Source organism: Acinetobacter sp. CY05 (assembly GCF_059515805.1).
Map to the genome: position 1 here is coordinate 90,220 of NZ_JCAKMW010000004.1, position 12,595 is coordinate 102,814.

General features: G+C 42.1%; 12 protein-coding genes. 10 read left to right on the forward strand and 2 right to left on the reverse strand.

Translation table 11 applies throughout. The annotated features are described in order from the left end of the window. Positions 1 to 50 precede the first annotated feature (50 nt). Together AC5YCD_RS05510 and AC5YCD_RS05515 are read right to left on the reverse strand one after the other, a co-directional pair. On the reverse strand, positions 51 to 1,355 hold the full coding sequence (locus AC5YCD_RS05510; protein WP_496129066.1) for a peptidylprolyl isomerase: 1,305 nt from the start codon (positions 1,353 to 1,355) through the stop codon (positions 51 to 53). Continuing rightward, positions 1,355 to 3,814 carry an LPS-assembly protein LptD gene (locus AC5YCD_RS05515; protein WP_496129067.1) on the reverse strand — a complete coding sequence of 820 codons (2,460 nt, stop codon included), beginning with the start codon at positions 3,812 to 3,814 and terminating at the stop codon, positions 1,355 to 1,357. Before AC5YCD_RS05515 ends, AC5YCD_RS05510 begins: the two co-directional genes overlap by 1 nt. 120 nt (positions 3,815 to 3,934) lie before the next feature. On the opposite strand from AC5YCD_RS05515, the gene AC5YCD_RS05520 reads away from it, so the two are divergent. The 10 genes from AC5YCD_RS05520 to kdsB all read left to right on the forward strand — a co-directional run bounded on the left by AC5YCD_RS05520 (position 3,935) and on the right by kdsB (position 12,589). After that, on the forward strand, positions 3,935 to 4,948 hold the full coding sequence (locus tag AC5YCD_RS05520; RefSeq protein ID WP_496129068.1) for an aminoglycoside phosphotransferase family protein: 1,014 nt from the start codon (positions 3,935 to 3,937) through the stop codon (positions 4,946 to 4,948). Next, positions 4,949 to 5,638: an N-acetylmuramate alpha-1-phosphate uridylyltransferase MurU gene (murU, locus tag AC5YCD_RS05525; protein WP_496129069.1), complete on the forward strand. Its 690-nt coding sequence runs from the start codon at positions 4,949 to 4,951 to the stop codon at positions 5,636 to 5,638. Between the two features lie 81 nt (positions 5,639 to 5,719). Continuing rightward, on the forward strand, positions 5,720 to 6,352 hold the full coding sequence (gene rsmG, locus AC5YCD_RS05530; protein WP_496129070.1) for a 16S rRNA (guanine(527)-N(7))-methyltransferase RsmG: 633 nt from the start codon (positions 5,720 to 5,722) through the stop codon (positions 6,350 to 6,352). A 25-nt stretch (positions 6,353 to 6,377) separates the two neighbouring features. Continuing rightward, positions 6,378 to 7,154, forward strand: coding sequence for a ParA family protein (locus tag AC5YCD_RS05535; RefSeq protein WP_496129071.1), 777 nt, complete (start codon positions 6,378 to 6,380; stop codon positions 7,152 to 7,154). After that, complete coding sequence (locus tag AC5YCD_RS05540; RefSeq protein WP_496129072.1) at positions 7,151 to 8,041, forward strand: ParB/RepB/Spo0J family partition protein; 891 nt, start codon at positions 7,151 to 7,153, stop codon at positions 8,039 to 8,041. The genes AC5YCD_RS05535 and AC5YCD_RS05540 overlap by 4 nt, the downstream gene beginning before the upstream one ends. Before the next feature lie 11 nt (positions 8,042 to 8,052). Next, positions 8,053 to 8,664, forward strand: coding sequence for a MotA/TolQ/ExbB proton channel family protein (locus AC5YCD_RS05545; RefSeq protein WP_496129073.1), 612 nt, complete (start codon positions 8,053 to 8,055; stop codon positions 8,662 to 8,664). Continuing rightward, positions 8,661 to 9,089 carry an ExbD/TolR family protein gene (locus tag AC5YCD_RS05550; protein ID WP_496129074.1) on the forward strand — a complete coding sequence of 143 codons (429 nt, stop codon included), beginning with the start codon at positions 8,661 to 8,663 and terminating at the stop codon, positions 9,087 to 9,089. Before AC5YCD_RS05545 ends, AC5YCD_RS05550 begins: the two co-directional genes overlap by 4 nt. After that, positions 9,086 to 10,813, forward strand: coding sequence for a lipid A export permease/ATP-binding protein MsbA (gene msbA, locus AC5YCD_RS05555; protein ID WP_496129075.1), 1,728 nt, complete (start codon positions 9,086 to 9,088; stop codon positions 10,811 to 10,813). The genes AC5YCD_RS05550 and msbA overlap by 4 nt, the downstream gene beginning before the upstream one ends. A 3-nt stretch (positions 10,814 to 10,816) precedes the next feature. Next, positions 10,817 to 11,824, forward strand: a complete 1,008-nt coding sequence (gene lpxK / locus AC5YCD_RS05560; RefSeq protein ID WP_496129076.1) for a tetraacyldisaccharide 4'-kinase — start codon at positions 10,817 to 10,819, stop codon at positions 11,822 to 11,824. Between the two features lie 3 nt (positions 11,825 to 11,827). Further along, positions 11,828 to 12,589: a 3-deoxy-manno-octulosonate cytidylyltransferase gene (gene kdsB / locus AC5YCD_RS05565; protein ID WP_496129077.1), complete on the forward strand. Its 762-nt coding sequence runs from the start codon at positions 11,828 to 11,830 to the stop codon at positions 12,587 to 12,589. Positions 12,590 to 12,595: the final 6 nt, after the last annotated feature.

Sequence of the window (12,595 nt, forward strand, 5' to 3'; positions counted from 1 at the left end):
AGTTAGCCATTAAAAAGCCAGTACATAGACTGGCTTTTTAATCAAATCCATTAAGAAGGATTTTTCTTACTGTCTAAACGTGGATCTTTAATTTCTACATAGGCATTGTTACGTACCTCGCGTAGCCAATGATCCAGTTCAGTTTCAAACTGACGTTCTGCCAAAATTTGACGCGCGACACGTTGTTGATATTCTTCAGTCATATCGTGTTGACGGGTATCAGTGACTTGCAGAATGTGCCAACCAAATTGACTTTCAAACGGCTGACTGATTTGTCCCACTTCATTGGCTTTCATTTGGCTTTCAAATTCAGGCACCATCATGCCTAAATTAACCCAACCTAAGCTACCACCGTCACGTGCTGAACCTGGGTCATTGGAGAAAGTGGCAGCTAAAGTAGCAAAATCTTCACCATTTTTTAAACGGCTATGTAAGTTGTCAATCATTTGCTTAGCTGCTTCTGGGCTGACCACTTCTGAGGTTTTAATCAAAATATGGCGGGTTTGATACTGCGGCACAATGACTTTTTTCTCAGTCGATTTGCGTTCTAGTAATTTCATGACATGAATACCATCGCTTGATGGAATCAGCTCAGACACTTGTCCATGATTCAATGGCGCAATACGTGCTGCAAGTTCGGCTGGAATCTCAGACAAGGCACGAAAACCCATGTCAGCACCTTGTACATCGCTGCCATTTTGGCTAAAGCGTTTGGCAATGGCATCGACATCATTGCTGTCTTGTAAAGCCGCTTTAACCTGCTGTGCCACTGCTTGTGCATTTTCACCCGCTACGCGTAAGTGTAGTACATGTGCTTGTGTACCTAGTGCTGCTTGTCCTTGGGGTGTTTTTAAGAAGTTGGCCACGTCTTGGTCAGTAATTTTAATACGTGAGTTGACTTGTTGTTGGCGCACACGTTCTAAGCTTAAATCTGCAGCAATAGTGCGACGTAAATTGGCATAGCTACCTGCTTGTTTAGTGTCGATGCTTTTTTGGAAGCTCGCTAAATCTTGAAAGCCATTTTGTTTGGCAACGGCCAAAGTTGCTTCATTTAAGGTTTTTTCATCTAGAGGGATATTATAGCGTTTAACTTGCTCAAGCTGTGCTTGACGATCAATCAATTGCTCAAGTGCCATCTGGGCGAAATACGGCTGTGGTGGCACTTCACGTTTTTGTGCAGCAAATTGTTGTTGCATTTGTGCCATGGCTTGCATCACATCACTGGCTAAGATCACGCTATTGTCAACTACAGCCACAATTTGATTATTGCTTTGAGCAAAGGTTGCGATGCTGGTTGACATCAGCACAGCCAATGCAGTTGCTTTCATTAAATGTTTTAACTGTTTCGTCTTCATTAACGCTGTGTCCAAGATTGCTGAGTTTTATCAAAACCTAAAATACGGTTTTGCATTAAAGATACAAGTTTATTATTGAAACCGCCTAAGCCTTTTAAGCTAAATTCTGCCATCACAGCACGTTTGGCTTTGCTGTCTGGTGCATTGACATCATCTAAATCGTTATAGTAAGAACGACCATAGACTGAAACGCCCCAACAGCATGATTCATAGTTAATACCCAATAAGTACTCACGACCGACATTGTTGTCAATGTCATATTGGGCATGACCCAAAATACGCCACTGCTCAGAGATCGGTTGAATAAAAGAAGCGACCACTTGATCGTAACTCTCTTGACGGTTAGCTAGGTTTTGACGATAGAAATAGCCAACGTTATACAACTGACCACGGTCATTGCTGTAGAACATTTGTAAGTCACGCTGAGCATTGTCACCATTGGACATCCATGCGCTATTGGCACTCACCAACACGTTTTCTGATAATTGGCTTGCAAGGCTGACCACAGGACCCGTACGGTCTTCACGGTCAAATTCATCACTTTGGTTGTTTAAAGTGACGCGGCGATCTTCAAAGAAGAAACTTTGACCAACGCTAGCTTTTAAACGCTCTAAACCAACATCATCAAATAAACTATAGCTTAAGCCAAGTGAGGCAAAGTTATTGTCTTCAAGACGATCATTACCATAAAAACGACGCGGACTAAACAATTGATCATAACTGATGGATGCATTGACGGAGTCAAAGTTTGGATAACCTTGTTGTTCTTCGTATGGTGCATAGGCATAGAATACGCGTGGTGTTAAGGTTTGTAAGAAATGACCTTCTTTTTCAAAGGTTAAACCTGCATCTACACTCAACTGCGGTACAGTCACCGATTTATTTTTACTCGATGAATTGGTTTGGTTTTGTGCATCACGGGTATCTTGATCAAAGAAGGTATTGACGTTGCGTACCGATACTTCAGGCAAGATATATGACCATGGGGTACGGTAGTTATAACGTACGGCAAAATCATTATAAAAACGTGTACCGCTTGGCTGGAGTGAATCAGGATTGTTATTGCTCAGCAAGTTGACGTCTTTTTTAAAGTAAGCTGTGTCGTTGTTATATTCGTATTGTAAACCTTGTGGATTACCGCCTTTGTAGTTAAGCAAGAACTGCGGTAAACGCGCATAAGGACGGTCTACGTCAGGAATTGTTTTATCTAGCGTTTGGAAATCTTCAACTTTGAGCTGTGCTTTTAACCCAGGTACACCATTACGGTAATTAAGTTCCCAAGCACGACGTAAATTCAAATCAGTTTTTGAGTTCGGGTTGTTGTCTAAATCAGTAAAGACATCTTTATCCGATGCATAGTTATAGTCTAAACGGGTATTGAATTGATCATTGATTTGCCAATCATGATGAAAACGTAAGTGTTTACGATCTTCACCAGCATAGTCATCATCAGATGGTAAATAACCACCAAAGACTTCACCTTGACCAAAATTTTCGGTTAAGTAACGGAATTCACCTTCAAGCATGGCACCACGGCTGCCTAAATAACGTGGCGTAACCGTGGCATCAAAATTAGGGGCTAAATTTAAATAAATCGGCAGCGAAATTTCAGGCCCACCATCACTGGTATAACCAAAGCTTGGCGTGAGTAAACCTGTGGTACGACGATCATCAATCGGGAAGTTAAAATAGGGTACTGCTAAGACAGGTGTGTCTTTAATATACAGCTTAGTGCCGCGTGTTTCACCACGTCCTGTTTCACGATTCAGCTCAATTTCATCCGCCTGAATTTTCCACGTTGGTTTCTGCTGTGGTGGACAAGTGCTGTAAGTGGCATTATTAAGCACCACCACATTTTCAGAGGTTTTGGCAATTTTTTCAGCGTAGCCATAAGCATGCTGCTGTTCGGCAATGTAATAGCTGTTATTTAAATCGCCTTGTTGGGTTTTTAAATTGTAATTAATTTGGTCACTTTGCGACAATAAACCTGCTTGAGACATTTGCACTCGACCTTCGGCATTGGCATAGGTCTGGGTTTGGTCAATGGTAATTTTATCGGCACGGATTTCACGCCCCGGTTGGCTAATCACCACGTTGCCTTCTAAAACAGAATCACCCGTTGGATTATAATGCCCATAATCTGCAGTTAAGGTTGAAGCGGCATCGTTCGGGTCAACGGCTTTGACATCCGCGCCAATTGGAGTCACCCATGCACCTTGGCAATACGCAGCAGTTAAGGCTTGACCGTGACGTTGCTGTGCCTCTGGACTGGATTTATCAACATAATACTGCTCAAAAAATGCCTGCCCTGGGTAGGTATCATTTAAACTTTGTTTTAGTTGTTGATTATCAAGCGCTGATGGCCCATCCATAGAATCAGCATAACTGGAAATTGAGCTACCACATAAAAGGGTAAAAATCGCAGTCGCTAAAGGATTAAATTTAAACTGATGCTTCATTTGTCTCATTAACCAAGAGTGCTTAATCGCAATTAATTATGGTTGCATCATAGAGAAAAAGTTGATAAGTAGCTACACTTAGCACTTTAAAAACTCAGCCTGTTTTAGAATTTATCGCAAATGAATACACAACGTGAACAATTGATACAAACATGGATTCAATCCGTACTCGGTTCAGATCAATTTGAAATTAATTTTCTGGCAGGCGATGCGAGCTTTCGGCGTTATGCACGAATTGGCTTTGATCATAAAACATTTATGTTGATGGATGCACCGCCTGAGAAAGAAGATTGTGCACCATTTATTAAAATTGACGAATTTTTTGCCGAAAATGGCGTGCGTGTGCCACAGATTGTCGCCAAAGACCTTGAACACGGTTTATTACTCTTAGAAGACTTTGGTGATGTACTGCTTTCGACTTTATTAAATGATGACACCGTCGATGCATACTATGCACAAAGCTTTAAACAATTAGTACAACTACAAAGCATTGATGGCACAGATGAGTTTCCTGAATACAGTTATGAAAAACTGATTTCTGAGATGGAGTTACTCACTGATTGGATGTTGCCATCACTCAATATTCAGCCAACTCAAGAACAAAGCGCCTTAATTAAACGCAGCTTTGCGATTTTAGCCAATGCAGCGTTGGCACAGCCACAAGTGATTGTGCATCGTGATTTTCATAGCCGTAATTTAATGCAAATTACAGGCGAAACAGATTTAGGTGTGATTGATTTCCAAGATGCGGTGATTGGTGCTGATACTTACGACTTAATTTCGATTACCCGTGATGCTTATGTGCAATGGAACCCTGAGCGCGTCTATACATGGTTTAAAGTGTTCTATGACTTATTGCCAGAGGCACAAAAACAAGATCGTGATTTTGCCCAATTTAAAAAAGATGCCGATATGATGGCGATTCAACGTCATATCAAAATCTTAGGGATTTTTGTGCGCTTATTTGAACGTGATGGCAAATCAGGTTACTTAAAAGATTTACCGCGTGTGATGTGGTATTTACGAGAAGAAAGTAAACCTTATCCTGAACTTGCGCCATTTATACAGTTTATCCAAGATGTAGTGATCCCAAAATTTGCCGAAAAATATGGCACTTATGAGGTGGTTGCTTAAATGAAAGCCATGATTTTAGCAGCAGGTTTAGGTAACCGGATGCGTCCTTTGACGCTGCATACGCCTAAGCCTTTGCTGAGCGTTGCTGATAAGCCTTTAATTGTCTGGCACATCGAAAAGCTAAAACACATTGGAATCACAGAAATTGTGATTAATACCGCATGGTTGGCCGATAAATTGGTAGACGCTTTAGGCGATGGTGCTGCACTGGGTGTGAAAATTCTGTGGTCACACGAAGGTGAGGGTTTAGAGACCGCAGGTGGCATTATCAACGCTTTGCCATTACTGGGCGATGAGCCGTTTATTTTAGTCAATGGTGATGTCTGGACCACCATGGACTTCGCGCCACTGTTAGAGGTGCAATTAAACGAAAATTTAGCGCATTTGGTCTTGGTGGAAAATCCTGCTCAACATCCAAATGGTGATTTCACTTTAAGTAAGGGGCGTGCTTATACCTTTGAACAAGGCGTTCAAGGTGAGAATCTTACCTTTAGCGGCGTTTCCGTGATTCACCCGAAAATGTTTTTAGGACTAGAGGCGGGTAAGCGTCCTTTAGCACCTTTACTTAAAGCTGCGATGTTAGATGGCAAAGTTGCAGCATCAAAACTACACGGGACTTGGGTAGATGTGGGAACACCTGAACGTTTAATGCAATTAGATCAACAAATTCGCGCAGGGCACTACGCTTAATTGCGTGTTTGCTAAACAGTATTGAGCTGTGAGTTGAGCGATAAATCGGTATACTGCCACTAATTTTTTTGGGATAACGTTATGCATCCGTTTTTTAAAGACCTGCAACAAGGCGCACAAGCATTAGGCTTAAACTTAAGCGAAGAGGCGTTAAACTTATTGCTCAAATATCAAGATGCACTGGTGCTTTGGAACAAAGCCTATAATTTAACGGCAATTCGTGAACCTAAAGAAATGCTGGTCAAACATCTACTTGACAGCTTAAGTATCTTAAATGATTTACCAGAAGGTCGTTTACTCGATATTGGTACAGGCGGTGGTATGCCAGGTATGATCATTGCGCTGTGCCAACCGACACGCCAATGTGTGTTACTGGATGCCAACGGTAAAAAAATTCGTTTCTTAAAACAATTTATTGCCGATCTAAAATTACAAAATGTGATTGCTGTACAAACCCGTGTCGAAAACACTGACAGCATTAATGAATTGGGTCAATTTGATGTCATTACCAGTCGTGCTTTTGCGTCATTAACAGATTTTGTCAATGCCTCAAAACCGTATATGCATCAAGACAGTATTATTGCATCAATGAAAGGCTTGATTCCTGAAGAAGAAGTCGAAGCATTCAAAGCCCAGTTTAAGATTGATATTGTGGCCTTAAAAGTGCCACGTCTTGATGAGCAACGTCATCTCATTTTAATGAAACAACTTTAATTTTTTCTAAGGATTAGGATTTACCATGGCACACATTATTGCGATTGCGAACCAAAAAGGTGGCGTAGGTAAAACCACAACCGCAGTAAATTTGGCTGCCTCGCTTGCAGTATTAAAAAAACGCGTGTTATTGGTTGATATGGACTCTCAGGGCAACGCCACCATGGGTTCTGGGGTACAAAAAAACGATCTGCTTTACTCTGTAACTGATGTGCTACTGGGTGAAGTGCCGATTGAAACCGCAATTACCAAAGCTGAAGTAGGCTACAAAGTCTTGGGTTCTAACCGTGATTTAGCAGGGGTAGAACTGGCGATTGCTGAGCAAGATGGGCGTGAGTTTATTTTGCGTGAAGCCTTAAAACAAGTAGAGCAAAGCTATGATTTTATTATCATTGATTGTGCACCTAGTTTAAGCCTCATTACTATTAATGCCTTGGCTGCGGTCGAAGGGGTGATTATTCCGATGCAATGTGAATATTATGCCTTAGAAGGTTTAGCAGATCTTACTCAGACCATTGATCGTATTCAACAAGCGGTAAATCCAAATCTAGAAATTATTGGCGTGTTACGTACCATGTACGATGCACGTAATGCCTTAACCCGTGATGTGGCTGAAGAATTACAACAATACTTTGGCAAAAAACTCTATGACACTGTGATTCCACGTAATGTGCGCTTAGCTGAAGCACCTGCACATGGTTTACCGGTCATTTATTTTGAAAAAAGTTCAAAAGGTGCAGTGGCATACTTAACTTTTGCTGCTGAAGTGATTAAAAAAATTAAAACAGGAGCTAAAGCATGACCATTAAAAAACGCGGACTAGCTAAAGGTCGTGGTTTAGATGCCTTACTTGGCTCAATTCAAAAAGAAAAACTACAACTTGAAGCACAAAGCTTAGACCACGGTCAACTCAAACAGCTCAACGTGCATTTACTCAAACGTGGTGAATATCAGCCGCGTCGTTCGATTAATGAACAAGATTTACAAGAGCTAGCAGCATCGATTGAAAAACATGGCGTCATGCAACCGATTGTGGTGCGCCCTGTAGATGGTGATGAGCAGCGCCCCTACGAGATTATTGCGGGTGAACGTCGTTGGCGTGCAGCGCAATTGGCAGGTTTAACTGAAATTCCTGCGATTGTGCGTGATTTACCTGATCAAGTGGCGATTGCTTTAGCGTTAATTGAAAACATCCAACGTCAAGACTTAAATCCAATTGATCAAGCTATGGCGCTACAGCGTTTTCATGATGAATTTGGTTTAAGCCATCAAGAAATTGCAGAAACTGTAGGTAAAGCACGTACCACGGTGAGTAATTTATTGCGCTTATTGACCTTAGCAGAGCCTATCAAAGATTTTATGCAGCAAGATTTATTGGATATGGGCCATGCACGCGCCATTTTGACGCTCAAGCCGAAAGAGCAAGTCAAGATTGCTGAATTAGTGATTGAGAAAAGTTTGTCTGTACGCCAAACTGAACAACTGGTACGCGATTTAAACACCCCAAAACAAGATCGTGTTAAGCCTGAGCTTGCAGCAGATATTCAGCAATTAACCCAGCGTTTATCAGAACGCTTTAGTGCCGATGTGAAAATTGATTATAACAAACATGGCAAAGGTAAATTGGTCATCCATTATCATTCATTGGATGAATTAGATGGCATTTTAGATATCTGCTTAGCGGATTAGGGGACTGGTGCATGTGGGAGTTGCTAAAAGCAGGTGGCTGGCTCATGCTGCCGTTAATGCTGTGTTCTATTTTTATGCTGGCCATTAGTTTAGAACGCTTGATTCGCTTAAAACGTCAGACCATTCTCCCAAGTGCATTACTGTTACGTGGGGATGAAAATACCCAAGCCGTATTAGATGCCCTCCATCAGCAGCCCCATTTGAAAGAGTCAAGCTTAGGTCGAATTTTTATGGCCGGTGAGCGTAGTCGTATGCAAAGCCCTGACTATGCACGGGCACAAATGGAAGCGGTGGCTTCAGAAGAAATTGGCTATTTAGAAAAAAATATTAATTTTTTAGGCACCTTAAGTGCAGTTGCGCCTTTGTTAGGTTTATTGGGCACAGTACTGGGTATTATTGAATCATTTTTAATTTTAGATTTAACCCATAACAGTCAGCCAACTTTAATGATTCCTGGCATTTCGAAAGCATTAATTACCACAGCAGTGGGCATGCTGATTGCGATTCCTGCTTTATTTGCTTATCGTTATTTTCAGCATTTGGTGCAAGATTATGTCGCAGTGCTAGAACAGCAAGCCACCTTATTTCATGCCGCTTACTTCTATCAACAAGGTCAGCGATGAAGTTTAAGCGTCGCCAGATTGCAGATGATATTCAGATCAATCTCACACCGATGATTGATTGTTTATTATTTATCTTAATTTTTCTACTGCTCTCGACCAGCTTTAATCAATATAGTCGTATGAACTTGACCCTACCTGATGCACAAGGTGTCGCAAGTAAAGCATATGAGCATAAAATTGAAGTGGTGGTGGATGCCAAAGGGCAGTACACTTTAAATGGCCAAAGCTTAAATAGTCAGCATAGCCAAGATTTAAGTCATGCAATGCAACAGATTGCCAAGCAACGCCGTGACTTAACGCTGATTATTGCGGCAGATGCCAAAGCTTCCCATCAAGATGTGATCCGTGTCATGGATGTCGCCGGTCAGCTGGGTTTTGTTAATATCAATATCAGTACCAAAGTGCCTGCTCGAGGTGATGAGTGAATCAAGATTTAAAGATCTATATGCGTCTGCTGAGTTATTTAAAACAGTATTGGGGCATAGCGATCTTAGTGGTGTTGGGTTTTACCATCAATGCCGCAACCGAAGTGTCTGTTGCAAAACTGCTTGAATACATTATTACGGCTATCCAAGGCAAAGACCAAGGCTTTACCACTTTATTTCCAATGTTGGTGGTCTTGCTGATGTTCTTTCGTGGTTTAGGAAGCTTTATGGGAGGCTATTTCACCGCGGTGATTTCACGCAACCTGATTTTTAATGTGCGACAAGAAGTGTTTGCTAAATTGCTGCGTCTACCGTCGCAATATTATTTAGACAATACCAGTGGGCATATTACGGCCAAAATTATGTATAACGTGGAGCAGCTCACTGCCGCTTCGACGGAATCTTTAAAAACCATTTTGCAACAAGGTTTAATTGCTTTGGGTTTGATGGGCTATTTAATTTACAGCAACTGGCGTTTAACCATCTGTATTTTAATTTTTGGCCCTTTAATTGGTGTCATTATCCGTCAAGCCTCTAAACGGATGCGTAAGCTGTCTAAGCAAGTGCAAAATACCATGGGTGATGTCAACCATGTGGTACAAGAAACCGTCAATGGCCATATGGTGGTCAAAGGTTTTGGCGGACATGCTTATGAACAAACACGTTTTCGTGAAAGTTCACTTGAGAACTTGCGCCGTGGTTTAAAAATGGTGGCGGTGCAGCAGCTCAATAGCCCTGTGGTACAGTTTATTATGTCACTGGCCATGAGTATCATTATTTGGATTGCACTACGTCCCGAAATTTTGCGTGAAACTACAGCAGGTGAGTTCGTGGCGTATATTACCGCCGCAGGTATGTTGGCCAAGCCAATCAAAGCCTTAACCGATGTCAACGAAAAATTACAACGTGGTATGGCAGCAGCGCATTCGGTATTTGAATTGTTAGATTTACCCGAAGAGCAAAATACGGGTACACAAACACCAACCTTAAAAGGTCATTTAAGCCTGCAAAATGTCAACCTAGTCTATAGCGATGGTCATCATGCGATTCGTGACTTTAATCTAGAAGTCAAAGCAGGACAAACCGTGGCCTTAGTCGGGCGCAGTGGTGCGGGTAAAACCTCGTTAGTGAATTTATTGGTGCGCTACCAAGAACTCAGCAGTGGGCAAATTTTATTCGATCAATATCCAATCCAAGACATTGAAATGAATAGTTTGCGTACGCAAATTGCAATGGTTAATCAACAAGTGGTGCTCTTTAACCGCACAGTGCGTGAAAATATTGCTTATGGTCAATTGGAAGGCGCAACGGATGATGAGATTATCGCAGCCGCGAAAGCCGCTTATGCGCATGATTTTATTATGCAACTGCCGGAGGGTTATGACACTGTGCTTGGTGCGCAAGGTTTAAATTTATCAGGTGGTCAACGTCAGCGTATTGCCATTGCGCGTGCCATCTTAAAAAATGCGCCAATTTTAATTTTAGATGAAGCCACCAGTGCCTTAGATAACGAATCAGAATATTTTATTCAGCAGGCCTTTGATGCTGCAATGCAAGATCGTACCACGATTGTCATTGCGCATCGTTTATCGACTATTGAAAATGCTGATATTATTGTGGTGATGGATCAAGGGCAGATCGTTGAGCAAGGCACACATGCCGAACTTCTGGCCAAGCAAGGCGCTTATTATCAATTGCATCAACGCAATTTTGAGGAGCATTGATTCATGGCATTGGCACAGTTGATCCAACAGGCTTGGCATAGACAAGCAAAATGGCTGGTGCTGCTGCGACCTTTGTCATGGCTGTATCGTGCAGGATTTTTACTCAATCAAACCTTGTATCAAAAAGGCTTAAAACGCGCTTATCGTGCACCTGTACCTGTGATGGTGATTGGCAATATTACCGTGGGCGGTAGCGGCAAAACCCCACTTTTAATTCAATTGGTCAATTATTTACACAGCCAAGGCATCCGCGTTGGAGTAATTAGTCGTGGTTATGGCGGACGTGGCCCATTTCCAGCTTGGGTGGATTTAGATGCCACCCCAGAGCAAGTTGGTGATGAGCCATGTTTAATTGTGCAATCCACTGAAGCACCGATGGCTGTGGGACCTAATCGCCGTGAAAGTATTGAGCTCTTATTAAGCCGTTATGAACTCGATTTAATTATTAGTGATGATGGTTTACAGCATTTGGCCTTAGCACGTGATATTGAATGGATTGTGCTTGATCAAAATCGTGGTTTAGGTAATGAGAAAATTTTACCTGAAGGCTATTTGCGCGAGCCTAAAAGTCGCTTAGAGAGCGCCACTGTGATTGAACATAGCCGCCAGCCTAGGCGTGGCATGCATATGCATTTGCAACCTGCAGCACCGTATTTATTGCATGCAGCAACGCCTGAATTGTTTGATGCCAAGCAAAATTTTTATGCTGTAGTGGGAATTGGTTTTCCACAGCGCTTTTATCAAACTTTAGAGGCGATGGGTATTGTGCATTTTCAATGCCATGAATTTCCAGATCATTATGACTATGAACTCTCAGACTTAGTCTTTGATGATCATCAACCTATTATTACCACTGAAAAAGATGCGGTAAAACTGTTGCCATTACTCAAGCAATATCCTGATTTTAAAAATAATATTTGGGTGGTGCCTGTGGAAGCAGTTTTATCGGAGCTGTGTTATTCCACCCTCATGCAACAACTCAAGTTGCTGGGTGTTTGTTCAAAAGGTTAAGACATGAAACATATTGTGATTCCCGCGCGTTTTGCCAGTTCACGTTTACCGGGTAAACCACTGCTTGACATTCATGGTCGTGCCATGATTTTACGTGTGGTCGATCAAGCCAAAAAAGTACAAGGTTTTGACGATGTCTGCGTGGCGACCGATGATGCCCGCATTGCCGAAGTGTGTCAGGCGGAAGGCATTGATGTGGTGATGACCTCACCCAATCATCCATCAGGTACCGACCGTTTAAGTGAAGTGGCGCGTATTAAGGGTTGGGACAGCCAAGATATCATTGTTAATGTGCAAGGTGATGAACCGCTGTTGCCAGCTCAATTGGTACAACAAGTGGCTGATTTGTTAGAAGCCAAGCCAGATTGTTCGATGTCAACCTTATGCGAACCGATTCAAGCCTTAGATGAATTTCAGCGTGATAGCATTGTGAAAGTGGTGATGTCAAAATTCAATCAGGCTTTATATTTTAGCCGCGCGACGATTCCTTATGACCGTGATGGTGTAAAAGAAGCTGCGCCAAAACTGCATGATGCAGCATATCGTCATTTAGGTTTATATGCATACCGTGTCCAATTACTACAAGAATATGTGACTTGGGAGATGGGTGTATTGGAAAAACTTGAATCACTGGAGCAATTACGGGTACTCGAAAATGGGCACCGTATTGCGATTAGTGTTGCTGAAGCCAATTTACCGCCCGGTGTTGATACCCAAGCTGACTTAGACCGTTTAAACGCGATGCCTGTCACAGCATTTGAGTAAAGAGGA